The sequence below is a fragment of the Streptomyces sp. Y2F8-2 genome, assembly GCF_014905555.1.
Classification (GTDB): Bacteria; Actinomycetota; Actinomycetes; order Streptomycetales; family Streptomycetaceae; genus Streptomyces; species Streptomyces cynarae.
Map to the genome: position 1 here is coordinate 604,806 of NZ_BNGS01000004.1, position 26,486 is coordinate 631,291.

Annotated in this window: 16 protein-coding genes, 1 tRNA gene and 7 pseudogenes; 15 read left to right on the plus strand and 9 right to left on the minus strand. The window is 69.0% G+C overall.

The features are described from left to right. Positions 1-214: 214 nt before the first annotated feature. The 3 genes and pseudogenes from katG to SY2F82_RS17095 form a co-directional block, all read right to left on the minus strand. Entirely contained in the window at positions 215-2,407 is a 2,193-nt protein-coding gene (katG, locus tag SY2F82_RS17085) for a catalase/peroxidase HPI (protein WP_200419926.1), read from the minus strand. Positions 2,408-2,654: 247 nt separating this feature from the next. Beyond that, positions 2,655-3,217 (minus strand): annotated as a pseudogene (locus tag SY2F82_RS17090) (arginine decarboxylase); the annotation flags it as partial. 188 nt (positions 3,218-3,405) lie between these two features. After that, the gene (locus tag SY2F82_RS17095) at positions 3,406-4,299 is read right to left on the minus strand and encodes a helix-turn-helix transcriptional regulator (protein WP_200419927.1); all 894 of its coding nucleotides are present in this window, start codon (positions 4,297-4,299) and stop codon (positions 3,406-3,408) included. A 257-nt stretch (positions 4,300-4,556) separates the two neighbouring features. Here SY2F82_RS17095 and SY2F82_RS17100 point away from each other — a divergent pair, with 257 nt between their 5' ends. Continuing rightward, complete coding sequence (locus SY2F82_RS17100; RefSeq protein WP_200419928.1) at positions 4,557-6,020, plus strand: MFS transporter; 1,464 nt, start codon at positions 4,557-4,559, stop codon at positions 6,018-6,020. Positions 6,021-6,439: 419 nt separating this feature from the next. On the opposite strand, the gene SY2F82_RS17105 is transcribed toward SY2F82_RS17100, so the two are convergent. Beyond that, positions 6,440-7,342 (minus strand): helix-turn-helix transcriptional regulator, encoded by a 903-nt coding sequence (locus tag SY2F82_RS17105; protein WP_200419929.1) that lies wholly within the window; start codon positions 7,340-7,342, stop codon positions 6,440-6,442. A 133-nt stretch (positions 7,343-7,475) separates the two neighbouring features. Here SY2F82_RS17105 and SY2F82_RS17110 point away from each other — a divergent pair, with 133 nt between their 5' ends. Further along, positions 7,476-8,762, plus strand: coding sequence for an MFS transporter (locus tag SY2F82_RS17110; RefSeq protein WP_236041543.1), 1,287 nt, complete (start codon positions 7,476-7,478; stop codon positions 8,760-8,762). Positions 8,763-8,843: 81 nt separating this feature from the next. After that, the gene (locus SY2F82_RS17115) at positions 8,844-9,887 is read left to right on the plus strand and encodes a zinc-binding dehydrogenase (RefSeq protein ID WP_200419930.1); all 1,044 of its coding nucleotides are present in this window, start codon (positions 8,844-8,846) and stop codon (positions 9,885-9,887) included. 169 nt (positions 9,888-10,056) lie between these two features. Here the strand turns inward: SY2F82_RS17115 and SY2F82_RS17120 are convergent, their stop codons facing one another. Then, positions 10,057-10,974 carry an NADP-dependent oxidoreductase gene (locus tag SY2F82_RS17120; RefSeq protein ID WP_200420049.1) on the minus strand — a complete coding sequence of 306 codons (918 nt, stop codon included), beginning with the start codon at positions 10,972-10,974 and terminating at the stop codon, positions 10,057-10,059. A gap of 277 nt (positions 10,975-11,251) precedes the next feature. Between SY2F82_RS17120 and SY2F82_RS38905 the strand changes: the two are divergent. Both SY2F82_RS38905 and SY2F82_RS17130 read left to right on the plus strand, forming a co-directional pair. Beyond that, positions 11,252-11,740 (plus strand): annotated as a pseudogene (locus tag SY2F82_RS38905) (AAA family ATPase); the annotation flags it as partial. A gap of 191 nt (positions 11,741-11,931) precedes the next feature. Continuing rightward, complete coding sequence (locus SY2F82_RS17130) at positions 11,932-12,201, plus strand: beta-galactosidase small subunit (protein WP_236041545.1); 270 nt, start codon at positions 11,932-11,934, stop codon at positions 12,199-12,201. Between the two features lie 297 nt (positions 12,202-12,498). Here SY2F82_RS17130 and SY2F82_RS17135 read toward each other — a convergent pair. Beyond that, positions 12,499-12,937, minus strand: a pseudogene (locus SY2F82_RS17135) (ricin-type beta-trefoil lectin domain protein); the annotation flags it as partial. A gap of 555 nt (positions 12,938-13,492) precedes the next feature. On the opposite strand from SY2F82_RS17135, the gene SY2F82_RS17140 reads away from it, so the two are divergent. The 3 genes from SY2F82_RS17140 (at position 13,493) to SY2F82_RS17150 (ending at position 17,585) form a co-directional block, all read left to right on the plus strand. Further along, positions 13,493-15,046: an alpha-L-arabinofuranosidase B gene (locus SY2F82_RS17140; protein ID WP_200419932.1), complete on the plus strand. Its 1,554-nt coding sequence runs from the start codon at positions 13,493-13,495 to the stop codon at positions 15,044-15,046. 147 nt (positions 15,047-15,193) lie between these two features. After that, the gene (locus tag SY2F82_RS17145; protein WP_200419933.1) at positions 15,194-16,750 is read left to right on the plus strand and encodes an alpha-L-arabinofuranosidase B; all 1,557 of its coding nucleotides are present in this window, start codon (positions 15,194-15,196) and stop codon (positions 16,748-16,750) included. Positions 16,751-17,465: 715 nt separating this feature from the next. Continuing rightward, a tRNA-OTHER gene (locus SY2F82_RS17150) sits at positions 17,466-17,585 on the plus strand. Between the two features lie 29 nt (positions 17,586-17,614). On the opposite strand, the pseudogene SY2F82_RS17155 reads toward SY2F82_RS17150, so the two are convergent. Then, positions 17,615-18,111, minus strand: a pseudogene (locus SY2F82_RS17155) (transposase); the annotation flags it as partial. Positions 18,112-18,148: 37 nt separating this feature from the next. Continuing rightward, on the minus strand, positions 18,149-18,766 hold the full coding sequence (locus SY2F82_RS17160) for a TetR/AcrR family transcriptional regulator C-terminal domain-containing protein (protein ID WP_200419934.1): 618 nt from the start codon (positions 18,764-18,766) through the stop codon (positions 18,149-18,151). 67 nt (positions 18,767-18,833) lie between these two features. On the opposite strand from SY2F82_RS17160, the gene SY2F82_RS17165 reads away from it, so the two are divergent. From SY2F82_RS17165 to SY2F82_RS39895, 3 genes and pseudogenes are all read left to right on the plus strand, one after another. Then, a complete protein-coding gene (locus tag SY2F82_RS17165) occupies positions 18,834-20,096 on the plus strand; it encodes a beta-ketoacyl synthase (protein ID WP_200419935.1) in 1,263 nt (420 codons plus the stop codon). Continuing rightward, positions 20,093-20,447: pseudogene (locus tag SY2F82_RS39890) on the plus strand (leucine zipper domain-containing protein); the annotation flags it as partial. The gene SY2F82_RS17165 and the pseudogene SY2F82_RS39890, both read left to right, overlap by 4 nt. 70 nt (positions 20,448-20,517) lie before the next feature. Continuing rightward, a pseudogene (locus tag SY2F82_RS39895) lies at positions 20,518-20,706 on the plus strand (ATP-binding protein); the annotation flags it as partial. A gap of 57 nt (positions 20,707-20,763) precedes the next feature. On the opposite strand, the gene SY2F82_RS17175 reads toward SY2F82_RS39895, so the two are convergent. Next, on the minus strand, positions 20,764-21,291 hold the full coding sequence (locus SY2F82_RS17175) for a DinB family protein (protein WP_200419936.1): 528 nt from the start codon (positions 21,289-21,291) through the stop codon (positions 20,764-20,766). Between the two features lie 759 nt (positions 21,292-22,050). Here SY2F82_RS17175 and SY2F82_RS17180 point away from each other — a divergent pair. The 4 genes and pseudogenes from SY2F82_RS17180 (at position 22,051) to SY2F82_RS17195 (ending at position 26,444) form a co-directional block, all read left to right on the plus strand. Continuing rightward, positions 22,051-22,791, plus strand: a complete 741-nt coding sequence (locus SY2F82_RS17180) for an alpha/beta hydrolase (RefSeq protein WP_200419937.1) — start codon at positions 22,051-22,053, stop codon at positions 22,789-22,791. A gap of 531 nt (positions 22,792-23,322) precedes the next feature. Continuing rightward, positions 23,323-24,034 (plus strand): annotated as a pseudogene (locus SY2F82_RS17185) (molybdopterin-dependent oxidoreductase); the annotation flags it as partial. Between the two features lie 321 nt (positions 24,035-24,355). Then, the gene (locus SY2F82_RS17190; protein WP_200419938.1) at positions 24,356-24,853 is read left to right on the plus strand and encodes a VOC family protein; all 498 of its coding nucleotides are present in this window, start codon (positions 24,356-24,358) and stop codon (positions 24,851-24,853) included. Positions 24,854-25,160: 307 nt separating this feature from the next. Next, on the plus strand, positions 25,161-26,444 hold the full coding sequence (locus SY2F82_RS17195) for a hypothetical protein (RefSeq protein ID WP_236041549.1): 1,284 nt from the start codon (positions 25,161-25,163) through the stop codon (positions 26,442-26,444). Positions 26,445-26,486 lie beyond the last annotated feature (42 nt).

The following is a 26,486-nucleotide window of genomic DNA, read 5'->3' on the forward strand; positions in this document are numbered from 1 at the left end:
ACCCTGCGACCAGCTGCTGGGCCGGTGCACCAGTCACATCGGCGAGAGCAGATGGCATGAACGCCACCAGCCGCTGCCGATGGGCGAGCAGGCGGCCGAAACCTCCCTGGTCTGCGCCTGCCGGAGGCTTCCGGCTGCCCACCATCCGCGCGAAGTACCCGGGCCTGGCCGGACAGGCCGCCCAAGCCGATGAGAGCCGACCGGGACGTTGGGATCAGGCGAGGTCGAACCGATCGAGATTCATCACCTTGTTCCACGCTGTCACGAAGTCACGTACGAACTTTTCTCCCGCATCCTGGGCCGCGTAGACCTCCGAGAGGGCTCGGAGCTGGGAGTGCGCACCGAAGATCAGGTCGACGGCGGTGGCGGTCCACTTGACCTCACCGGTGGCGCGATCCCGGCCTTCGAACACGTTCTCGTCCGTAGCCGACGCCTTCCACTCCGTGCCCATGTCGAGCAGATTGACGAAGAAGTCGTTGGTCAGGGTTTCCGGCCGGTGGGTGAAGACACCGTGGGGGGATCCCTTGAAGCCGGTGTTCAGGGCCCGCATGCCGCCGATCAGCACCGTCATCTCGGGAGCGGTCAGCGTCAGCAGGTTGGCGCGGTCCAGCATGAGGGTCTCCGGCGACAGCTTCTCGCCCGCCGGAAGGTAGTTGCGGAAGGCATCCGCCTTGGGCTCCAGCACGGCGAACGACGCCGCGTCGGTCTGCTCCTGCGAGGCGTCCGTACGCCCCGGTGCGAACGGAACCGTGATGTCGTACCCGGCGTTCCTCGCGGCCTGCTCGACGGCCGCGCACCCGCCGAGGACGATCAGGTCGGCGAGGGAGACCCGCGTGCCGCCGGTCTGCGCGGCGTTGAAGTCCTGCTGGATCCCCTCGAGCGTGCGCAGTACCTCCGTCACCTCGGGGAGGTCGTTGAGCTCCCAGTCCTTCTGCGGCGCGAGCCGGATCCGTGCTCCGTTCGCCCCGCCGCGCTTGTCGGTGCCGCGGAAGCTCGCCGCCGAGGCCCAGGCGGTGGTGACCAGCTGGGGGACGGAAAGGCCCGAGGCGAGGATCCTTTCCTTGAGGGCGGCGATGTCCTCGTCCCCGACCAGTTCGTGATCGACGTCGGGAACGGGGTCCTGCCACAGCTGCGGCTCGGGAATCCACGGGCCGAGGTAACGCGAGACGGGTCCCATGTCGCGGTGCAGCAGTTTGTACCACGCCTTCGCGAACGCCACCGCGAGCTCGTCCGGGTTCCCGTGGAACCTCTTCGTGATCGGGCCGTAGACCGGGTCCACCTTCAGCGCGAGGTCCGTCGTCAGCATCATGGGGGCGTGCCGCTTCGACGGATCATGGGCGTCGGGCACGGTGTTCCTGGCCGCGGGATCCTTGGGAGTCCACTGGTGGGCGCCGGCGGGGCTGCTCGTCAGCTCCCACTCGTACCCGTAGAGATTGTCCAGGTACCCGTTGTCCCACGTGGTCGGCTCGGTGGTCCACGCGCCCTCCAGACCGCTGGTGAGCGTGTGGGGGCCCGTGCCGCTGTCGTATGTGTTCCGCCAGCCGAGGCCCTGCTGCTCGATGGGAGCCGCCTCGGGTTCCGGGCCGATATAACTGGCATCGACCGCGCCATGACACTTGCCGAAGGTGTGGCCGCCGACGATGAGTGCGACCGTCTCCTCGTCGTTCATCGCCATGCGCCCGAACGTCTCCCGAATGTCCTGGGCGGCGGCCATCGGGTCCGGGTTTCCGTTGGGCCCCTCCGGATTGACGTAGATCAGGCCCATCTGTACGGCGGCGAAAGGACCGGTGAGTTCCCTGTCGCCGCTGTAGCGCTCGTCTCCGAGCCATGTGTCCTCGGGCCCCCAGAAGATCTCCTCGGGTTCCCAGATGTCCTCTCGTCCGAAACCGAACCCGAACGTCTTGAACCCCATGGATTCCATGGCACAGTTTCCGGCGAAGACCAGAAGATCGGCCCAGGAGATTTTGCGGCCGTACTTCTGTTTGACCGGCCAGAGCAGACGGCGTGCCTTGTCCAGGCTCGCGTTGTCCGGCCAGCTGTTGAGGGGGGCGAAGCGCTGCGCGCCGCTGCCACCACCGCCGCGGCCGTCGGCGATGCGGTACGTTCCCGCGGCATGCCAGCTCATCCGGATGAAGAGCGGACCGTAGTGACCGTAGTCGGCAGGCCACCAGTCCTGGGATGTCGTCATCACCTCGAAGACGTCGCGCTTCAGCGCGTCGACGTCGAGGGTCGCGAACTCTTCCGCGTAGTCGAAGTCCTCGTCCATGGGGTTGGATCGGGGCGAGTGCTGGTTGAGAACCTGAAGGTCCAGCTGATTCGGCCACCAGTCCCGGTTCGTCCTGGGCCGCCGAGTCGGCGTGGGCGTCGGTGACGGGATTGCTGGATTCTCGCTCTCACTGGCGGACATGCCCGTCCTTCTTTCTGTCTCGGTTTCGTTCTGCCGGCTGCCGCTCTTGACGTCGTCGGCTTTGCTGGTGTCGAGCACGTCGACCCACGCGATCAGCGCGCCATGGCGCCCACCGGCTGGAAAATGCGCTGGGCCGCGTCCGTATGGTCGCGCACCTCAGGCCACACCTCTATGAAACACGCAGAGCACCCCACATGACAGATGTGAAAGAAGGCTCGGCCTTTCTGCCTCCGTGCCGATTTCCGATGCAAGGCGAATCGAGGCGCAGCAGGTCGGGTGGCGCCTCGTCGAAGAGCAGCCGCTTGCCGCTCGCCGGGTCGGTCACCGTCTCCGGCTGCCGCACGCCGAAGAACCAGGGCGGACGGTCCCCGGCGGCCTCGATACGCCTGCGGATGCGCACCATCTCCTGGCGGAACCCAACTGCCTCGTCGACCAGCCAGCGCCCCTGCGGCCCGTCCATCATCGCGGTGGCCACGTCCAGCGAGGCGATCATCGGATACAGCGGCGAGGTCGTGCCGTGCATCATCAGCGTCTCGTTGAACCGGTCGTGCTCCACCGGTGCCCTGGGCGCGGGCCTGATGTGGACCATGGCGCCCTGCGAGAGTGCGGCCAGCAGCTTGTGGGTGGACTGAGTGGCGAAGACGGTGGGCCGTTCAAGGCCGGGAAGTTCTCCGGCCCCACTGACACCCCGTAACGACCGACGTACAGAGGGTGGCAGCGTGCATAGGCGAACCACGCCTCGTCGTAGTGGAGCCGGGGCGTCGTGTCGGCGAACGCCCGTGCCGCCGCGACGGCGTCACAGCACAGGCCGAAGGCACGGCAACGACGGCGTCAGCCCCGAGGCACGCGGGAATGGCCGGACGCCAGTGGATCCGGCCGCTATCCTCGGCCACTTCGGCGCACGGGGTGACGCACGACGTCGTGCAGGATGAACGCGACGCGCTCGGCCGAGGTCATCGAGAGGGCATCTGATCCATGAAGAGGTCCTGACGGCGCCGTCAGCGCCGCGCGGTCGCGGAGACGTCCTCGTCCGTCGAGCCCTTGCAGGCGGCCACGCTGCCCAGCAGGCGCAGCGCCGCCTCGGAGGGCGAGCCGGGCTCGGCGGTGTAGGCGATCAGCCGCTGTCCGGACGTACCGGGGATGACGAGGTTCTCGAAGCTGAGGTCCATCACGCCGACGAGTGGATGGTGCAGCCGCTTCACGCCCGAGGTGCAGGTGCGCACCGGGTGCCGCGCCCAGCGGGAGGCGAACTCGTCGCACTGGACGGTGAGCCGGCCGACGAGCTCGGCCAACCGGCGGTCGTCCGGGTGGCGGCCGGCCACCAGGCGCAGGGAGGCGACGGCGAGCTGTGCTTCTTCGTTCCAGTCGGCGTACAGCTGGCGGTACTGCTCGTCCAGGAAGAGCATCCGCGTCAGGTTGGGGCGGTTGCCCGGGGTGTCGGGGCTGTCGGACGGCAGGTGTCCGGCGAGCAGGGCGTGGCCCAGCACGTTCCAGGCGAGGACGTCGTTGCGGCGGTCCAGGACGAGCGCCGGCACGTCCGTCATCGCGGCCAGCAGCTGGCGTGCGGAGGCGCTGGCGTGCTCCACCCGCAGCGGTGCCGGCCGGGACGCTGCGGAGGGGCGGGCCAGGACCTTCAGGTGCGCGGTCTCGTCCTCGGTGAGCCGCAGGGTGCGGGCGATCGCGTCCAGCACGGCGTCCGAGGCGCTCGTGGCACGGCCCTGTTCGAGGCGGGTGTAGTGGGTGATGCTGACGCCGGCGAGCATGGCCAGCTCCTCCCTGCGCAGCCCGGTGACGCGGCGGCGGGTCGGATGCGGCGTGATGCCGACGGCCTCGGGCCGGAGTGCGGCACGGCGGGACTTGAGGAAGTCTCCCAGCTCGGACGGAGCGTCCATCGATGCCTCCCGTGTCGTACGTGCTCGGCCGCGCGGCCGAGCGGGCGCCGGGCGACGGTGCTTGCGGTCGTGAGCGGCTCTTCGTCCATGATGCCCGCAGGCTCCGGCAGTTGGGAGCGGTAAGGGTGGTCATGAGATGACCACCCTTGCGTTGGCTGTGCGAGACAGGGTTCTGGCTGGCCTCCCCGACGCGGATGAGTCTCTTTCCCGAGCGGTGCGCAAGACGCCCGTGCTTGAGAGAAAGGGATATCGACGTCATGTCCATCACTGATGCTGAAACCGGCGGGACCGCCGGTACCGCCGGTGCCCCTGGTGCGGCCGCCGGTACGGCCCCGGCCGTCCTCACCCCCCGGCTGCGGCTGGTGCTGGTGCTGCTGCTCGCGGCCCAGTTCATGCTGGCCGTGGACTTCTCCATCCTGAACGTCGCCCTGCCGGTGATCGGCGAGGGCCTCGGCTTCTCCCTGGCGCACCTGCAGTGGATCGGGACCGCGTTCGCCCTGTGCGCGGCCGGCTTCACCCTGCTGTTCGGACGTGTCGCCGACCTGTTCGGGCGCCGGCGGCTGTTCCTCGGCGGCCTCGCGGTGCTGGGTGTGGCCTCGCTGGCGGGCGGCCTGGCGCAGAACGCCGAGGTGCTGATCGCGGCGCGGGTCTTCCAGGGGTTGGCCACCGCGGCGGTGACCCCGGCCGGCCTGTCCCTGCTGACCACGTCGTTCCCCGAGGGGCCGCTGCGTGAGAAGGCCCTCGGCCTGAACGGCGCGCTGATGTCCGCCGGATTCACCACCGGCGCTGTCCTCGGCGGTCTGCTGACCGACCTGCTGTCGTGGCGATGGGCGTTCTTCATCAACGTGCCCGTCGCCCTCGCCGTCCTCCTTGTCGCACCGACCGTCATCAAGGAGTCCCGGCCCGACGAGCGCCCGAAGCTGGACGTGCCCGGCGCCGTCAGCGTCACGCTCGGTCTGCTGGCCATCGTCTTCGGCCTCACGCAGGCCGGCGAACACGGCTGGGGGTCGTCCTCGGCGCTGCTGCCCCTGGCCGCCGGAGTCGTGCTGCTCCTGGTCTTCTACGCCGTCGAGCGCAAGGTGGCGGCGCCCTTGGTACCGCTCGGCGTGCTCGGCAAGCGGTCGGTGGCTTGGGGCAACCTCGCCGGTCTGATCGCCTTCCTCACCGAGACCTCCCTGGTCTTCCTGCTCACCCTCTACCTCCAGGAGGTCCTGGGCTTCTCGGCGCTGGCCGCGGGCCTGTCCTTCGGCGTGCTGGGCATCGGCACGGTCGTCGGCGGATCCGTCGCCCCGAAGGTCATCGGGAGGATCGGCAGCAAGAGCACCCTGATCGCCGGCGGGCTGCTGCAGACGGTGTTCACGGCTGCCCTGCTCGGCCTCGGCGACGAGCGCGGGTGGATGTGGCTGCTGCTGGTCGCCACCTTCGCCGGTGGCGTCGGGAACATGCTCGTCATCGTCGGTTTCATGGTTACCGCCACGTCCGGGCTGGCCGACCACGAACAGGGCCTGGCCACCGGGCTGGCCACCATGACGCAGCAGATCGGCATCACCATGGGCACGCCCCTCATGAGCGCCATCGCCACCGCCGCGATGACCGGCACCGGCGCCTCGGCCGTTCTCGGCGGCCTGAAGGTCGCGATCGCGGTGAACGCTGCGCTCGTGCTCCTGGGTGCGCTCATCAGCGCCGGCTTCCTGCGCGGTGCCGCCTCCCGTGCGCGCTAACGCCCGGCGGTACGTGCCGCACGACGACCGTCCTGGCCGCCGCGAGGCCGTCGCGGCCCGCCCGGACGGCCGTCGGCTCGGTGGGCCCGCCTGGGAGGCGCGAAATCATCGGCGGCACGCACACGCCGGCAACACCCGGCTCACCACCCGGATCAGACGCCGCCACCAAGCGCACCGCCATCGAACACCGCTTCCTGCCCGCGACCTACAAGGGGTGAGGCGAGGCTGACAACTCGCCGACGCCCGTGCGGCTGTGCGCGTACTGCCGACGCAGGCGCCCCCTTGCAGGCAGCACGGCAGCCGCCGCAAGTCGCCCGGGCCGGCAGACTTGCCCTCGGTCGAAGCCTGAGAAGGCTCGGCCTGAGAGGGCTCGGCCTGAGAGGGCTCAACGGCCTGCTGAAGACACCCTGATCACCCGCTCAGTGCAGCCGGTCGGTGGGCTTCGCCTGGACGGGAGTGGCTGCCAGGCTGGCGAGGAGCTTGAGGCGCTCTTCGGAGGTGCTGCCCGGTTCGGTGGTGTAGAGGCTCAGGTCGTGCACGGTCCGGTGAGACACGGGCAGGCCCAGAGACTGGTAGGTCAGCTCCAGAAGGCCGACCTCGGGGTGTTGCAGCCGCTTGATGCCCTCGTGGCGGATACGGACGTCGTGTGCCGCCCACATGGTGCGGAAATCGGCGCTGAGCGTGGACAGTTCGCCGATCAGCTCGCGAAGGGCCCGATCATGCGGCTCACGCCCGGCCTCGGCACGCAGCAACGCGACGGTGGCGGCGGCGCCGGTGTCCCAGTCGACGAAGAAGTCCTGTGAGCCAGGGTCGAGGAAGTGGTAGCGGGCGAAGTTGGGACGGCCGCGTTTGTCGGTGGTGCGGCTGTCGAACATCGGCGCGTGCAGGGCCCTGCCGAGCGCGTTGTGGGCGATGACGTCCAGGCGGCCGTTGCGTACGAAGGCTGCGGACATCGTGATGGAGTCGAGCAACCACTGGATGCGGGGCGGGACTTCGACGTCCTTGCGGCGGGACGGCGTGCGGCGTGCGGGCCGGGCGGCGCGGGCCAGGTCGAACAGATAGGTGCGCTCGTCCTCGTCCAACTGCAAGGCATTGGCGACCGCGGCCAGCACGTCCTCGGACACTCCGCTGATATGGCCCTTCTCCAGCCGGGTGTACCACTCGGTGCTCACCCCGGCCAGCACGGCGACCTCCTCACGCCGCAGTCCCGGGACCCGGCGGCGGCCGCTGGTGGGCAGCCCGGCGTGCTCGGGGGTGATCTTCGCGCGGCGGCTGGCAAGAAAGTCCCGGATCTGCGCACGGTGATCGCTTCGGTCGTCCACGCAATCCACGGTAGCCAGCGAGGGGCGGCAAGGGAGGTCGAGCTTGTCCCCCCTATAAACACGACCTTCTCCACCTGCGCCGACTCCGGTCTCCTGGGACACGTACCCCGATCACGACCCACGGAGATGAACCTTGAGCTCGCGAGGAGGAACCCTCCACGCCCCCGCCGAAGCACGGGCCGAGCAGCCTCAGCAGGCGGCGCCCTCCCGTCTTCCGCTCGTCGTGTACGTGCTCGCGCTGGGCACGTTCCTGATGGGCACCACCGAGTTCGTCGTGGCCGGCCTGCTGCCCGAGATCGCGAGAGACCTGCAGGTCAGCGTCGCCCAGACCGGCCTGATGATCACCGTCTTCGCCATCGGGATGATCGTGGGCGCGCCATTGACGGCGATGCTCACGCTGCGGCTGCCCACACGGCTGACCCTGATGCTCGCCCTGGGCGTCTTCGCCGCAGGTCACGTCGCCGTTGCCGCCGGCTCCAGCTTCACCCTGCTGCTCGCGGCCCGCTTCCTGACCGCGATCGCCACCGGTGCCTTCTGGGCCGTGGCCAACGTGGCGGCCACCCGCGCCGCGGGCCCGGCCGCCGGCGCCCGCGCCCTCGGCGTCGTCGGGGCCGGCGCCATGCTCGCCAACGTCGTCGGCGTGCCGCTGGGCGCGTTCACCGGCCAGATCATGGGCTGGCGCAGCCCGTTCTGCGCCCTGGCAGCCCTGGCCACCGCGGCCGTCCCACTGATCGCCCGCACCGTCCCGCACGACGGCCCGGCCCAGCACACGGGATCCGTCCGCTCCGAGCTGACCGCGCTGCGCTCCGGCCGCCTGTGGCTGGTCGTGGCCGCCTGCGCCACCACCACGGGGGGCGTCCTGGCCGCGTACTCCTACATCGCGCCGCTGCTGACCGACCGCACCGGTCTGGCCTCCGGTCTGGTGCCGCTGGTCCTCGTCGGCTTCGGCCTCGGCGCCCTCCTCGGCTCGATCGTCGGCGGCCGTCTGGGCGACCGCCGCCCCCACACGGTGACCATCGCCGCCGCCGCAGGAGCCACCCTCCTGCTGCTCGCGATCGTCCTGCTGGCCGGCTCCGCCCGCGCCACGGTCGTCCTGGTCTCCCTGCTCGGCTTCTTCGGCCTCGGCGCCAATCCGGTCCTGATGGCCCTGGCCGTCCGCTACGCCGGTAAAGCACCCACACTGGCCTCCGCGCTGACCGTCTCGGCGTTCAACCTCGGCACCGCAATCGGCTCTGGGATCGCCGGCCACGCCCTCGACTCCGGCATGGGCTCCACCGGGCCCGCCGTGGTCGGCACCGCCATCGCCGCACTGACCCTGATCCCCACCACCGTCCTCGCCCTGAACCGCCACCGGCGGGCTGCGGCGTGCGGCTCGGCGGGCCTTCCGAGTGCGCCCGCCGACCGTGCCGATCAGGCTTGAGACCAGCCAGGGCGCGCACTCGCCCATGAACCACCGACAGCACCGTTCGAAACACACCATCACCGCACTGGAGAGCACCTCATGCGCGCAACCCTCATGTACGGCGCCGGCGACGTCCGCATCGAGAACGTCCCCGACCCGGGCATCAAGCACCCGACCGACGCGCTGGTCCGGATCACCGCGTCCTGCATCTGCGGCAGCGACCTGCACCCCTACGGCTCGATGAAGCCCGAGGACGGTCCCGCCCGGATGGGGCACGAGTTCATCGGCATCGTCGAGGACACCGGCTCGGAGGTGACCACCCTCAAGCCCGGCGACCTGGTCGTCGCCCCGTTCGCGATCTCCGACAACACCTGCGAGTTCTGCCGCGAGCGCCTGCACACCTCCTGCGCCCACCCGCAGGCCAACTTCTGGGACGGCGAGGCGGAAGAGGGCGGTCAAGCCGAAGCGGTCCGCGTCCCACTTGCCGACGGAACCCTGGTCAAGCTGCCCGTCGCGGCGGACTCCGCCCTCATCCCGTCCCTGCTGACCCTCTCGGACGTGTTCGGCACCGGCTACCACGCCGCCGTCGCGGGCGGTGTCAACGAGCGCACCCGCGTCACCGTGATCGGCGACGGTGCCGTCGGCCTGCTGGCGGTCCTCTCGGCCAAGCGGCTCGGCGCGGAGCAGATCATCCTCATGGGCCGGCACCGGGCGCGCACCGACCTGGGCCGCGACTTCGGCGCCACCGACGTCGTCTCGGCCCGCGGCGAGGAAGGCATCGAGGCTGTCCGTGAGCTGACCGGCGGGCACGGCACGCACGTGGTCCTGGAAGCGGTCGGCCACATGCCCGCCTACGAGCAGGCCCTCGGCGTCGTCCGCCCCGGCGGCGTGATCAGCCGCGTCGGCGTGCCCCAGTACGAGGAGGCACCCGTCGGCTTCGGCAGCCTGTTCCGCCACAACATCCGCCTGGCCGGTGGCCCCGCACCGGTCCGCGCCTACATCGAGGAACTGATGCCCGACATCCTCAACGGCACCATCGAGCCGGGGAAGGTCTTCGACGCCACCACCGGCCTCGAAGGCGTCCCGGCCGGCTACCAGGACATGGCCGATCGCAAGAGCCTGAAGGTCCTCATCAAGCCGTGACCCGAGAAAGCCAGGAGTGGGGTGCGGCCGGTCCGCACCCCACGCTGTACAGGGGCCGGTTGCAATTCCCCGCCGGCGGCCATCTGATGGGGAGTCACCTACCCGTCGGCGGTGACGCTGCGTGGGTGTTCGGCAATGCCTGCTCGATGGTCGACTCGGGCAGCTGCGGTCAGGGCCGGAGCACGATCTTGCCGTGGGTGTGCTGCTGTTCCAGCTCGCGGAAGGCGTCTCGCACCTGTTCCAGCGGGTAGGTGCGGGCGATCGGCACCTCCAACTGCCCGCGCGCGGCAAGCCGGGCCAGCTCGCCGAGCACGACCGCACACGCCGCCGCACCTTCTCCGTAGGTTCGCGCGCCGACCTTGGCCGCGGCCTGCCAGTCGCGGATCGTGTTGATTCGTTCGGGCCGCACGCCCAGCTCCACTGCCAGTGCCACGTAGCCGTCGCCGAAGGTGTCGATGAACGCGTCGACCCTGCCGCCCGACGCCTGACGGATCCGCTCGGCCACGCCTGGCCCGTACTCGACCGGGAGGACACCGCGATCCTTCAACCAAGCGTGGTTGCGCTCGCTCGCCAGCCCGATCACCGTGGCGCCGCGCCGCCGCGCGAGCTGCACGGCAAGCGACCCGACTCCGCCCGCCGCACCGGAGACGACGACCGTGTCGTCCGGGCCGGGGTCCACCGCGAACACGGTGGCGTAGGCGGTCGTGCCGGCCACGTACAGCGCCCCGGCCACCTCCCAGGCCAACCCCGCTGGACGGGAGACCAGATTCACGTCGTCGACCACGACGAACTGCGCATGGCTGGCTCGCCTGTGAGTGAAGCCCAAAACCTCATCGCCCACCGCGAAGCCCCGGACGTGCGGGCCGACCTCCACCACGACGCCGGCAAGATCACTGCCCTGCCCGGAGGGAAACGACGCCGGCCAGCGTTCGTGCAGCGCGCCCGTGCGGATGTGCGCCTCGCCGGGCTGGATCCCCGCCGCGCGGACCTCGACCAGCACCTGCCCTGGACCGGGCACCGGCCGCTCCACCTCCTCCACCCGCAGCACATCGATCCCGCCGTACTCGTGAAACCGCACCGCCCGCATTGCGTGATCACCGCACTTTCTCGTCCGGACAAGGCTTGGCCGGCCGCGCGCCGGAGGGCCGACGCCGACCGTGCCACCGTGTTCAAAGATCAAGCGCGGATCCGTATTCCCAAGAGCACTTCCGACGGCGATGCCCCGCGCAGGGCAAGTTGGACGCACACCGGTAGCACTGCGCCCGCATACGCGAGGGAAAGGTCACCCGTCTGGGCATCGGTGCCGGCGGCGTCCCGGAACTCCCCAGGCGCTGTCACGGGCGGTCGGTAGCGTGATGGCTGTGATGGTGGGCACTGAAGAAACCCGGCTGGTCGTGCTGCGCGGCAACAGCGCCTCGGGGAAGTCGTCCGTCGCGACGGGTCTCCGTGAGAGGTTCGGCCGCGGCCTGGCCCTGGTCGGCCAGGACAACCTCCGACGCATCGTGCTGCGCGAGCACGACCGGCCCGGAGCGGCGAACATCGGCCTGATCGACCTGACGGCCCGCTACGCCCTGGACGCCGGCTATCACGTCGTGGTCGAAGGCATCCTCTACGCCGACCATTACGGCGACATGCTCGCCCAGTTGCGCGCCGACCACCGCGGCCCGACCCACGGCTACTACCTGGATGTGCCGTTCGCCGAAACCCTCGCCCGGCACGCCACCAAGCCGATCGCCGACGACGTCGAGACGCAGCTGCGCGACTGGTACCGGAAGCGCGATCTGCTGCCCGACGGACTCGAGACCGTCATCGGTGCCGACAGCGCCCTGCACGAGACCGTCGACCGCATCATGCTCGGCAAGCCTTCGTCCGCCGCTGCGAGATCGGGCGTCAGCGCGGCGGCGCCGTCAGGTGCGGAACGTCGGTGGGGGAGAGGTCGGGGCGGGCACGGTGAAGGCGTGCGGGGCGGCCCGACCGGTCGGAGGCGTCGCGGGCGACGTCGACGCCTACTTCCACCACCAGCTCGGATTCCACCAGCGGCCAGGTGCTGCACCTCTTTGCACCCACCGACGTCGACCTGTCCCTGCGGCCGTGGACGGCCGAGGCCATGGACGCGGCACGGCACACCAGCGACCTCGTCCCGGACGGCACCCTCTGGCTCACCCTCGACCTGGCTCACCACGGACTCGGCAGCGCCTCCTGCGGCCCGGACGCCCTGCCCCAGCACCGCCTCCACCCCCACTCGGCGACCCTCACCGTGCGTCTCCGCACCGGCGATGCGGAAGGGGGACGGGTGTCAGCCGTAAGGAACTGATCAACCGGGCTGCCCCACTCGTCCGGGACCCGCCCTCCGGGGAGACCAGCTTCCGCGCCGGCCGTGGCGCGTACCGCCGCACGGCTTCATCGCCGGCAGCTCCACCTAAGGCATCAGGTAACCCGCGTTCCTCCACCGGAAGCCCTCGTACGCCGAGGGCGCGTACGTGGTCATGCACAGCCCCTGCTCCTACCTGTTCGCCCCCTACGACGTCCCTGCGCCGGGGGTGAACTCCACCCGCAAGATCAGAGTTGGCAGGTCCACCGCCGTGACGGGCCCCTACGCCGACAGTACGGGGCCGTTGGCCGTACAGGCGCCCGTGACGTCCAGGCACAGCCCGGACTCCACGCCGACGACCGTGCCGTCGCAGTTCACCCGCCACCGCTGGTTCGCACCGCCGGTACATGTCCAGATCTGCACCCGGGTACCGGCTGCGGTGGCGTGGCCCGGAACATCCAGGCACGTGTTGCCGTACACGGTCAGCTGATTGCTGTCCGTCAACCCCCACTGCTGGTTGGTCCGGCCCGAGCAGTCCCAGATCTGCAGGCAAGTCCCGTCGGTCTGGCCGGCGTTCGACACATCGAGACACCGGCCGGAACCAATACCGCGCAAGGCGCCGCCTGGTGGCTGCCTGAGCCGGGCTGGCGACGAGCAGCACCGCCAACGCGAACAGGGCCGCAACCGCGATGGCGAGCACCACAGACAGATGTCTGCGGCTGCACCTTCGCGTGTGCATGGGGACCTCGTAATCCTTGAGTGAGCGGTGCTGGTTGGCCCCGTAGGAGGCTGTGCAGACCGTCGATGTGATTGCGCGGTATGTTCGTGATACCGAACAAAGGTCGAACTATCGAGCAAGCTGGATCATAGAGAACCGGTGAGCGGCGTCAATACCTCTCGCATGATTCGCGAGCCGGAACATTCTCAGGACTTGCGCCGTAGACGGGCCGACCTCCGGGTTCCCTGGTGAGACGAGAGACAGGACTGGCACAGGCAGTTGGTGACCGCCGCCGGCGGATGGGGTCCGTCGTTTCCACCCTCCTGGAACGAACAGTTCGAGGTCTTGACGGCCCCTCTGGAGTTCGTTGATAGTCATGCCTTGATCCGAACGGCCGAGTGACAGCCGATGCCCCCCCGAATTGTTAGCGCTAACAATTCGGGGGCGGCCCGTCGGCAGATCCGCAGACCCCGAGGCCTCCGCACGCCCTCACGCCCCCATCAGCCCACCCTCAGCCCACCGCGAACCCCGTCGGGGCGCGGATTGCTGTCCCGATATCGATGAACAAGGGAGTTCATGGTGCCTGCGTTGCACATCTTCCGCCGACTGTGCCGGAGGCTTGTCGTCTCCTTGGCCGCGGTGGCGCTCGCCTTCGCCGGCCTCATCGCCTTCAGTGAAGCCTCGCACGCCGCTGCACAAGGGCCCTGCGACATCTACGCCGCGGGCGGCACGCCGTGCGTCGCGGCGCACAGCACCACCCGCGCGCTGTTCGCCTCCTACAACGGCCCGCTCTACCAGGTGCAGCGCGCGTCGGACGGCTCGTTGCAGGACATCGGGGTACTGTCCGCCGGGGGTGTCGCCAACGCCGCGGCGCAGGACTCCTTCTGCGCGGGCACCACCTGCACCATCACCCGCGTCTACGACCAGACCGGCGGCGGCAACACCCTGGTCTATCAGGGGCCCGGCGGGACCGGCGGCGCCGACACGGCTGCCACCGCGAACACCGAAGCGCTCAGCGTGGGCGGCCAGAAGGCTTACGCGCTCTACATCAACCCCGGCAACAGCTACTTCGCGTACAACTCCACCGGGGGCGTGCCGACCGGCAGCTCACCTGAGGGCGAGTACATGGTCACCAGCGGCACCCACGTCAACGGCGGCTGCTGCTTCGACTACGGCAACACGGAGATCGACCACAAGGCCGACGGCAACGGCGCCATGGACGCGATCAACTTCAGCACCGAATGCTGGTTCGGCGGCTGCAGCGGAACCGGACCGTGGGTGCAGGCGGACCTGGAGAACGGCCTGTTCTCCGGCGGCAGCAAGACGTGGAATCCCAACCAGGTCTCCCAGACCAGCCACTTCGTCACCGCGATGCTCAAGAACAACGGCACCACCCAGATGGCGCTCAAGGGCGCCAACGCGCAGTCCGGGAGCCTGACCCAGTTCTACAGCGGCGCACTGCCCACCGGGTACAACCCCATGCACATGCAGGGCGCCGTCATCCTCGGCAGCGGCGGTGACTGCTGCCAGACCAACCGCAACGCGAGGGCGGGCACCTTCTACGAGGGCGCCATGGTCAAGGGCTACCCCTCCGACGCCACCGACGCCGCGGTCCAGGCCAACATCGCCGCGGCCGGCTATAACACCACCACCCCCTTCACCCCGGGCGCGAAGGTATCGCTGCAGGCCACCACCCCATGCTGCACCACCGACTACCTGCAGCACGACACCAGCGACGACAACGTCGTGATCGCGCCGGTGACCTCCAGCAGCTCCTCCACCGTCAAGGGCGACGCCACCTGGATCGTCCGCGCCGGCCTGGCCAACAGCAACTGCGTCTCCTTCGAGTCGGCCAATACACCCGGCAGTTACATCAGGCACTACGCGTTCCAGCTCCACCTCCAGCCCAATGACGGCACCAGCCAGTTCGCCGCAGACGCCACCTTCTGTTCCAAGCCAGGGAACAGCGGCACGGGCTACTCCCTGCAGTCCTTCAACTACCCGGCCAAGTACATCCGCCACTACAGCTTCACCGCCTACATCGCAAGCGACGGCGGTACCAACGCCTGGGACACCACCTCACTGTGGGCCCAGGACACCAGCTGGCTCGTCGCCGCCCCCTGGAGCTGACGAGCAACCAGCCCCGGGTCCGGTGCCGAAGACGACCGAAGCCGCACCGCACCCGGAGGCGTCGACGCCACCCGCGCCACCCGCACAGCCGGACACCGGGGGTTCGTCGACGCGCACTTCACACCCCACCCTGTGAAGGAGTCCTTCATGTTCGAACGATCGTGGATCCGCCGCGTCAGACGCGCTCTCCTCGCGGCCGGTGCCACCGCCGCGCTCGCCTCCGGCCTGCTCACTGCCACGGCCACCACCTCACAGGCCGCCACCCAGGGGCCGTGCGACATCTACGCCGCAGGCGGCACCCCCTGCGTCGCCGCGCACAGCACCACCCGCGCCCTGTACGGGGCGTACAACGGCCCGCTGTACCAGGTCAGGCGCGCCTCCGACAACACCACCCTGAACATCGGCCTGCTGAGCACCGGCGGATACGCCAACGCCGCCGCGCAGGACTCGTTCTGCGCCAACACCAGCTGCGTCATCACCGTCATCTACGACCAGTCCGGCAAGGGCAACAACCTCACCCAGGCACCGGCGGGCGGAGCCGCCGGCGGGCCGGACAACCTCGCCAACGCCTTCGAAGCACCGGTCACCGTCGGCGGGCATGAGGCCTACGGCGTCTACGTCGCCCCCGGCACCGGCTACCGCAACAACAACACCAACGGCATCGCCACCGGAGACCAGCCCGAGGGCATGTACGCGATCTTCGACGGCACGCACTTCAACGGCGGCTGCTGCTTCGACTACGGCAACGCCGAGACCAGCAGCACCGACACCGGCAACGGCCACATGGAGGCCATCTACTTCGGCAACAGCAAGGCGTGGGGCTACGGCAGCGGCAACGGCCCCTGGGTCATGGCCGACCTGGAGAACGGCCTGTTCTCCGGGGTCAACCGCACCTTCAACGCGAACGACCCCACCGTCAACAACCGGTTCCTGACCGCCATGGTCAAGGGCGGCCCGAACCAGTGGGCCATCCGCGGCGGCGACGCCCAGTCGGGCGGCCTGTCCACCTACTACAGCGGCGTGCGCCCCAACGTCTCCGGCTACAACCCGATGCACAAGGAAGGCGCGATCATCCTCGGCATCGGTGGCGACAACAGCAAGGGCGCCCAAGGCACCTTCTACGAAGGCGTCATGACCTCCGGCTACCCCTCGGACGCCACTGAGAACGCCGTACAGGCCAACATCACCGCCGCCGGCTACAACAGCGGTTCAACCAGCACCGGCTCGCTGACGCCCGGCTCCCGGATCTCGCTGCAGGCCACCACCGCCCCCTGCTGCACCTCGGACTACCTTCGCCACGACGACGCCGACACCAAGGTCGTCATCTCCAACATCAACTCCTCCAGCTCGGCCACCGACAAGGCCGACGCGACGTGGATCGTCCGTGCCGGCCTGGCCAACAGCTCCTGCCTGTCCTTCGAGTCCGCCAACAACCCCGGCCAATTCCTGCGTCACTACAACTACGAGCTCTACCTGAATACGGACAACGGCGCCAGCACGTTCGCGCAGGACGCCACCTTCTGCCCCACCACGGGCAACAGCGGGGTCGGCCACTCCTTCCAGTCCGTCAACTACCCGACGAAGTACATCCGCCACTACAACTTCACGGCCTACATAGCCAGCAATGGCGGCTCCAACGCCTGGGACTCCACATCGTCGTGGGCCCAGGACACCAGTTGGCTCACCGCATCTCCCTGGAGCTGACGAGCAACCGACCTCTCTGAGCGCCTCCAGCGCATGGTGACCCACTCGACGAGGGCCGGGGGCGGGTCGAGTGCGGCAGGAGAGGCACCCAACAAAGCTCCCGTGCCGGTGGGTTGAGACTTGGAACACGTCTCTCAACGGCACGGGAGCCTCGTGCATTGCGCACCGTGCCGGCATCACCCGAGCAGTGCCCAAGCTGAAAAAAAGGCTGAGTGCGAGTGCGAGCCATTGCACCACCCCGGGGCCGCCCACCACGAAGATGCGTCGGTTCGGGGCGGCAGGGGGAGGCGGTTATGGGGTGGAGGACTGAGGAGTTCGGGGAGTCGCACGAGGGCATCGCGGGAGCGGTGCCGGTTGATGGCGGCTGGCCCAAGCCGGTGGACTTGGACGTCGGCAGCGGCTCCGCCGGCCATGAGATAACGGACCGCACTCGCCGAGCAGGCGCCGGCGGCCGCGCTGAAGGCGGTCGCGAGGCTGGAACGCCTCGCTGTCCGGCGGGCCGGGAAGCCTCTACGCTGCGGAGGCTGCCGAGTTGTCGCCGGAGACGGTCGGCAACGCCCTGGGGATTGGCGCCGCCACAGCCCGCTCCCGCATGACCCACTACCTGCTGCGCCCTTGACCCGGCGGCCCGGCGTACACGGAAAACCGGGTGGGATCACTGAGGCGAGGAGGTCTATGGTCTGGGGACCGGGATCGCGCGGTCCCGGCAGGCTGCGGCGCCGTGGCAGAGCGGTCCATTGCAATCGTCGTGCGGAAGGCCCTCCGCGCGACGACTGATGAGGCCCGGGCGGGCCCTGTCCGTCCTCGTCCGCGGGTTCGAATCCCGTCGGCGTTTGCAGCCGCCCCTTCCAACTTCGGCTGCGCCTTGGCGTCGCGGTCGGGGTCGTGGGGACCCCTTCCAGGCCTTGGTGCGCTGGAAGGCGGTGCAGCGGCGCAGGAGCAGGCACCGTAAAGCTCTGCGGCCTGTGTGGATGACGCGGCTGTGCACGCGGCGCAGGTAGGCGGCGAGCTTGCGGATCGACCAGCGGGTGAAGGGCCGGCCGAGCTTGGTGGGGCGGGTGGTGGCCGTCTGGATGACGAAGTCCTCGTCGTCAGGGGTGAGCAGGCGGGGACGGCCCCGCCCACTGAGGGTCCAGGCAGGCCAGGCCGACCTCGTTGAACCGATGGATCACATCCCGCTCGGTGTCCTCATCGGCCTGGACCAGCTGGGCGATCACCGGGACGCGATGTCCGTCGGCGGATGCCAGCAGCATCATCGCCCGCCGGTGGCGCACCGAGTTCGTACTGCCCCGGCGCACGATCTGCTGCAGCTTCTGCCCCTCCTGATCGGTCAGTCTGCACACCCGGACAGGCTCGGCCACTACACCTTCGGCGATACCGCAGGCCCGTTCGGCTGAGCTAGCCGCGCTCCGGTTCGTCGTGGATGGTCAATGCTCCGGCGAGGTCGAGGTCGGCGACAGTGCCGTGTGCCCCGGCGCGGACGAGCAGCACTGCGCCGAGCGCGGTGCTCCAGAACGTCCTGGCCTCCACGTCGAGCGGTCGACGGGCACTCCAGCCGCGACTGTCGATGAGCTGGCTCGCGAAGCGCTCGGATTGCCGGAACAGCAACTGGAGGTGCTGGTCGACCACGGGGGCGAGTTCGGGCTTGGAGATCCCGGCGGCGAGTGCGCGTGCGACCGATGGGAGCGAGGGCATGGCCAGTACGGCGCGGGCGATGTTGCACCGAAATGTCGCCGCATCGGGGGCCTGACGACCGATGCGCTCAATCCGTCGGGCGTCGTGCAGCAAGCCGAGAAAGGCGGCGTGCACGAGCAGCGAGTCCTTGGAGCCGAAGTAGTAGGTGACCTGATTGGGGAAGACGCCTGCCGCGTTCGCGATCTCCGCGACGCTCACCTCGGCGCCGGGCCGCTCCTTGCAGAGTCGTGCAGTTGCCTCGATCAGCCGGCGCCTCGTCGCGCGACCGCGGTCACGCGACCGAGCCGACGTTGATCGAACTTCGGTTCGCTTCTTCTCCACACCCAAATTGTATGTGATACAACAAGACCTGTCCCCCTTGTATCGCATACAAGAAAGGTCGAAGCGCATGCAACGGACTGAAGTCGTCGTGACCGGACTCGGCGCGATCACACCACTCGGTGCAGACGTGGAGTCCACCTGGGAAGCCCTGCTTGCCGGCGAGTCCGGCATCCGCGGCGGCGTCCTGCGAGGCCACGAGGACGCCGATCTTACCGACACCGTCGCGGGCACGATGGCGATCGACCCCGCCGAGTCGCTGCTGCCGGTACAGGCCAGGCGGCTAGACCGCTCGCAGCAGGCGGCCTTCACCGCGGCGGCCGAAGCCTGGGCCGACGCCGGCGCCCCCGAGGTGGACCCGGACCGGCTCGCATCAGCGATCGGCACAGGCATCGGTGGCCTACAGACGCTGCTGAAGCAAGACGACGTACTGGAAGCGGCCGGGACCCGGCGCGTCTCGCCGCGTACCGTCCCCATGCTCATGCCCAATGCGGCGGCGGCGCTGATCAGTATCGAATACGGTGCACGGGCCGGGGTCTACACGCCCGTCTCGGCATGCTCCTCCGGTGCCGAGGCGATCGCCTTGGGAGCCAGGCTCATCCGTGCCGGTGAGGCGGACGTGGTCATCGCGGGCGGGACCGAGGCCGCGATCACCCCGATCACCGTCGCCGGTTTCGCCCAGGCACAAGCACTGTCGCGGCACACCGCCGACCCCGCCTCGGCGTCACGGCCGTTCGCCGCGGACCGCAGCGGATTCGTCCTCGGTGAAGGCGCCGCTGTCGTAGTGCTCGAAAGCGCCGAGCACGCCAGCGCCCGGAGCGCGCGCGTCCACGCGGTACTCGCGGGCGCCGGCATCGCCGCCGACGCTCACCACATCACGGCGCCCGCTGCCGACGGCTCCGGCCAGATCTCGGCCATGCGGAAGGCCCTCGCGCAAGCCGGCTTGGCTCCCGAGCAGATCAGCCACATCAACGCCCACGCCACCGGAACCCCGGTCGGCGACGTCGCCGAGGCGCACGCGATCGGGGAGGTCTTCGGCCACGCCACCGTGACGGCCCCCAAGGCGGCGCTCGGCCATCTCTTTGGCGCGGCCGGCGCGATCGAAGCGCTCATCGCCATCCTCAGCGTGGAGCACGGCGTCATCCCGCCGACCCGCAACATCACCGCGGCCGGCGTCGGTCCCGACATCGATCTCGATGTCGTCGCAGAGCGACGAAACGCCCCCCAGGAGGCCGTGCTCACCAACTCCTTCGGCTTCGGCGGGCAAAACGTCTCAATCATCGTCACCAGCGCACGGCACCACGCGTCCCGTACAGCCGCGACCACGCCATGACCCACGCGAACGCACCATTGTCCGCGGAGGGTCGCCGCCGATTGATCGAGCGTTGCATGATTGGTCCGATCGCCCATGTCGCCGCAGAGAGGGGAATTTCCCGAGCAACGGCGTCGAAGTGGGTGAACCGGCACCGGCGATACGGCGAACTCGGGTTGATTGTTCGAGGCTGGACGCCGCACCATCAGCCAAGTGCGACACCAGTTGACGTGGTCACACGCATGGAGAAGATGCGGCGTGCCCACAAGGGGTCGGCCACTCGCATCGCCCACGAGCTCGCCGTCGACGGGAATCTGGTCTCAGCGCGGCACGGTCATCCGCCACCTGGCCGCCCTCGGTCTGAACCGACGGAGCCGGCCAATCGCAAACGACGCGGCAGCAAGGGCGGCCGCCCCAACCCCAACGTCGACCCGGCCGCTGTCAACACGAGAAGAACAGCGTCGCCACCGCCTCCAACGAGGCCTTCAGCGGCTGGACGAAGACCTTCACCGACCACCCCCGTCTCTGCGCGGGGACCGTCGACCGTCTCACTTTCAACGGCGCGATCATCCAGACCGGCACCGAGTGCTACCGCCTGGCCCACACCAAGGCCCTGGCCGAGCAGGCCGCGCCAGCTGAGACCGGGAGCCGGCCACTTGCGCGGTCCTTCCGACCGCGCAAGCACGTCTCATGCGCCGGTAACTCCGTCGATCTGCTCGCGGATGAGGTCGGCATGGCCGTTGTGACGTGCGTATTCCTCGATCATGTGCACCATGATCCAGCGCAGGGAGACCCACTGATCGCCGACGTGACCCGCTTCCTGTTCGGACAAGCGGCCGGAGTCGTCCAGCGAGGCTTCAGCGATCAGCTCACGACCTCGAGCGACCTCCGCATGCCACGCAGCCATCGCCTCGTCGAGCCCTCGTTCCGGCTGAAGGACAAAGCCGTCGAGGTTGCTCTCCCCGAAGACCGGAGGAACCTTCTGAGCTGCAAATACACGCTGGAACCAGTTGCGCTCCACCTCAGCCATGTGCTGAACGAGACCGAGCAGCGTCATCGACGAGGGTGACGCCGCAGCAAGCCGTAATTGATCATCCTTGAGGCCCGAACACTTCAGGGCGAGCGTCGCACGGTGAAAGTCCAGCCATGCTTCCAGCATGGTGCGCTCGTCGGCATGCGCGGGCGGGATAGGCCGTCCATCCGGTGTCGTATTCATGAGCAAAGCCTGGCAGCAACAGCCGTGGCCCACGACCGTCTTCGCCGGCGACGAACACGCGTCTCGTCCACCTCCCAGGCGAGCCAGTGATAACAAAACTCACGGAAATTGATCTTGTTGAGCCCTACGAAGTGACTCCTGGAACCGCCTCCATGCGTGGTCCAAGCCGACCTCAGCGAATGCCTCGCACTGGCCGGACGTTCCTGCCAGCCCCGGCACCGGCTGCCCGGCCCGCCGGCAAGGTGGCCGTTGATGCCGCGCGCACCCGGCGCCGCGCGTGGCGCCAGGTCTCCGTGGCGAAGTGGTAGGCCATCGGGTCCTCGTCACCACCCTGCGTGTGGGTGGTACCCGCAATGCGCACCACGCCAGGCGACGGGCGTCCGTCAAAGTGAAGTCACAGGCCCAGGGCTGGGGTGAGCGGTGCTCGGGGTGCTCACGCTGGTCATGGGCGGCTGTCTGCGCAGTAGGTCGTCCGTCAGCGGTTGCTTGCCGGTTTTTCGGTGCTCGAATCGGTGGCGGACGTGCGCTTCCCGACCAGTGACAGGCGTGACTCCGACGCCGTGGTGTTCGGCCACAGAGCTTCCGCAAAAACCCGTTGGCGGAGCCACGGCAGCCACTGCTAGGTTTTCGGAGGCCGTGGCAGCGAGCGAGGAGGTGGTACCCGTGAACATATCGACATGGGTGCTCCCCTCCGGGGTCACGGTCGGGCGATAGGTCGTCCGGGAGCGCCGTTCAATGGCACTCCCGAAAGGCACGACCATGCAATTCACTTCTGAACAGCGTCTCGACGACGCTGTCCTCGAGCGCGAATTCACCCTCGGCGAGATCCCCGGCATCCTGTGGACGCCCGGATCCGCATCCATGTCCGCACCGGCGCCGCTGATCCTGCTCAGCCCCCCTCCTCTGGGGCTGCGCAAGGCGTACCCCCGGCTCGTGGCCCGAGCCCGGCAATCCGCGGCGGACGGCTTCGCCACGGCCACCATCGAGCTCCCCGGAAGCGGCGACCGGCCTCGTTGGCCCGCCGCCGAGCAGGCCCTCGCCGACCTGCGCCGGGCTATGGAGACCGGCGAGCCGGTCAGCGACGAGATCATCGACGCCCTCATCCTCCCCCTGGTCGACAAGGCGGTCCCGGAATGGCAGGCCGCCCTGGACGCCCTCCTGTCGCTGCCCGAGATCGGTGGCCCGGTCGGGTACTCGGGGGGAGTGATCTCCATCGGAACCCGGCTGGCGGTGGTCGAGCCGCGCATCTCGGCCGCTGTTCTGTTCGCCGGGAGTTTCGTCCCTCGCGCCATGTTCGAGGAGGCCCGCCAGGTCACCATTCCTCTGCACGTCCTACTGCAGTGGGACGACGAAGGGAACGACCGGCAGGCGGCCCTGGACCTGTTCGACGCCTTCGGCTCCAAGGAGAAGACGCTGCACGCCAATATGGGCGGGCACACCGGTGTCCCGCAGTTCGCGGGGGACGCCGCGGCCCAGTTCTTCACCCGACACCTGAAGTGACGCCGGGCCGTCAGGCCACCAGCAGACGGTAGCCGTATGGGCCAGGATGCTGCTCATCCAGGGACAGGTCCTGGCCCTCCTCGGCTCTCTACACCACGGGCCCCGGCCAGGCTCTTGGCAGGGGCCGCGTTGGCAGAGTTCGGCTTCCGCGGCCTGGACGACGACGTACTCGACCCCGTGATCATCACCGGCTTCACCGCCACCCGCACCCGCAAAATCACCCCCGGCCAGAAGGTTGCCAACCGCGTCCTCGCCGTCGGACGCGCACCGGTCGAGCACGGGGTCCCGATTTCAGCCGTACACGGACTGAACGACACCGGGTGCGGTGGCCCGAGCATCGTGTGTGCATCCTGCGGGCCAGTCAGGAGTTTTGGGATGACGATGACGGCCAGGCGGCGCGCGAGGCTGACGCAGACCTGCGGGCTTGTATGGACGCCCTGATCGCAGCCCTTGGGGCAGGCTGGGGCGAGCCGCTCGTCGTCGACCTGTTGCCGTATCTGTGGGCCGGCGTCGAGGGGGATGCGGTGTGCGTCCCGGCAGGTGCTGGACGAGCACGGGCCGCTGGCGACGGCCTTCTACACCTCCGGGCAGTTGTTCGCCGAGGAGTATTACGCGCAGACGCTGATCGCCCGCGGCGGTATCGGGACACCGCATCTGGACGGCAACACCCGGCTGTGCACGGCCACGGCGGAGTGGGCGCTGGTGGAGAGCTTTGGGCAGTGACGGCAACCCGGGCTCGTACGAGGACATCGACCTGTGTGACACCCTGCTCCTGGTCGGGCACAACGTGGCCGAGACGCAGACGGTGCTGTGGGCTTGCATGCTGGACCGGCTGCACGGCCCGGACCGTCCCCGGCTCGTGGTCATCGACCCGCGCTCAACCTCGACGGCCCGTGAGGCGGACGCCCACGTGCCGCTCCGGCCCGGCACCAACGTGGCAGTGCTCAACGGCATCCTCCACGAACTGATCCGCAAGGAGTTCGTCGATCACCGGTTCGTCGCCGAGCACACTGTCGGTTTCAAGGAGCTCGCCGATGTGGTGGCGCCGTACACACCGGAGCACGCCGGGGCGATCTGCGGGGTCCCTGCCGACGTCATCCGGGAGGCGGCCGCGTGATCGGTACCGGTCAGCGTCTTGTCTCCAGCGTTTTGCAGGGGGTGTATCAGTCGCATCAGGCCACCGCCGCGGCTGTCCAGGTCAAACAACATCAATCTGCTGCGCGGGATGATCGGCCGGCCTGGGGACGTCGGTGGGGGAGAGGTCGGGGCGGGCACGGTGAAGGTGTGCGGGGTGGCGCCGCCGCCGGAGGCGTCGCGGGCGACCTCGACGCCGACTACGTCCTCGAACCCGAGGACGAGCACGGGACACCCGCCTAGACGATCAAGTCCGATGTCTGGCCGGCCCGTCTCGCGAGATCTCTTTCGGGAGCAGTTCGTTCGTCCTGGACGACGCTGACGGGTGACGGACGTCGTCACCGATCGAGTGCATCTAGGACAGGAATTGACCTAGAGGGGCTCTAGCGTCACACCACGTTGAGGCACTCGCACTCCAGGAGGCAGCCAGATGTCCGTCAAGCCGGTTCCCCAGGGCTACCACACCGTGACCCCGTGGATCATCTCTCGCGACACGGTGCAGCTCATCGACTTCATGAAGAGGGCGTTCGACGCGGAGGAGCTCTCGTGCCTGGCCGGCAGGGACGGAAGCATCGAGCATGCGGAGGTGCGGATCGGCGACTCGGTGGTGATGATGTTCGACGCGCGGCCGGAGTGGCCGCCGACCCCGGGCTTCCTCCGCCTCCACGTCGAGGACGCCGACGCCGTGTACCGGCAGGCCGTTGCGGCCGGCGGCACCTCGGTCACCGAGGTCACCCACCTGTTCTTCGGCGACCGCGTGGGGCGGGTGCGCGATCCGCTGGGCAACCTGTACTGGATCCAGACCCGCGTGGAGGACCTGAGTCCGCAGGAGATGGAACACCGCCTCGGCGACCCGGAGTTCACCAAAGCGATGGAGTACGTACAAAGCGCCGACTTCTTCCCAGGCCGGGCCTCCGACCTCAGCTGACGACGTACCGCCGGGATGGTCGGGATGGTCGGGATGTCGGCCCGGAGCCCGGTCTCTCAGCAGCCGAGGTGTCCTTCGCGACGCTGTTGGCGACGAACGGAATCGACATCTCCCGAACCGCACGACGTCGACGCCGCGCAGCGGTAACCCCTGACGATCGACGTCCGTCGTCGCGCTGATCACTCAGCGCGAGCCCCAGGTCCCACTTTGGCTCGGCTGCCCAGCCCCGGCCGCAGATCAGGGCCGTGAGGGAACGCATGCCGGTGAGGGCCTCGCCGCGCAGACCGGCGAGAACTACGGTGCTGGGATGACTGATCTTGAGGTAGTGGCACGTGGGCTGGTTGGCGCCGAACGCTTTTTTGAACAGCTGCGATGCCATCCGCGGCTTCCCCTGGTGGCCTGCTCGGACTCCGAGCGTCCGGCAGTCCACATCTGGGACTGCGGCGCGGGGCAGCTGCGCGAACTCGGCTCAGTGGGCCTCACGTCGAACCCCTATGGAGACGCCTTTGGGTGGGAGCGGGCAGAGCGGACGCCCGTTGTGGCGTGGCATCCGGACCAGCCACTGCTGGTCGTGGCAGGGGAGGACGGACTGCGGCAATGGACTCCTGCCGGGGTCTGCGAACCGGAAGGTGTTCCGGCCACGGCCTCCTACCGCAGTCTGGCTTTCAGCCCGGACGGGCAGACCTTGTGGGCTTCACCGTCGTTTCGCGACGAAGGCGGCGGGTGGGAGAGCTCGGACGTCCTTGACCTTGCCTCCGGAACCATCGGTGCCGGACCCCGGTGGGACACAGGAGTGGCGGAGCATCCCGGGGGCGGACTCGTTGCCACGCTCGCCAGCGACCAGGGCGCTACGCACTGCCTTTTCGCGCGCGTCGACAAGGGGACCGCACGTGCCGCGATGCGGCCGCTCCGCCGGGCGCTGATCCTGGACTGTGACGGCTACGAGACTCCGCTCTTCAGCGCGGACGGACGTCATATTGCGATACGTGGCAACGCATACGACAACTCGGTGGAGGTTTTCGAGTTTCCTTCGTTGCACCGGGTTCTGGCCACCACCCTCGGCGACCCCAGCCCTGGTTATCCGTACCCGCAGGAGTGGCTTGACCAGATGCAAGCCTGGTCGCGTCACAACATCGCCTTCGGATCGCGACCGGGCGTGCTGTGGATCGCAACGCCCGCGGGGGCGTTGGTCGAGGTGGACCTCGAAACCCGGCAAGCGGTCGAGCACGATGTGCTGACCGGGTCCCGTTTGTCCGCGCTGGCCGCCACGGCGACCGGCGAGCTTCTCGTTGCCGGCAGTGGGGGAGAGCTGGTGCTCTTGTCCGTGCTCTCCGACTCCACGCTCTCCGGCTCCACGCAGACCTGCACCACAAGCAGGGACGTCTCCAGGGCCGCAGCCATGGCGTTCTTGGAGGCCACCGCCGAGATTCCGGACGACGGCGACGACCTGGAGGCGCACCTTGTCCTGACCGACGGAACCCGCACATGGGAAGCAGACGATCTGGCAACGGTGACCGCGGCCAGCGCAACAGATCCCACCTGGCTTCAACTCCAAGCCGCCATCAACAAGGCACAGGTCCAGAGCCAGTAAGCCGCGGAGCGCGATGCACCGCCTGCGAGGGCGGTGCATCGG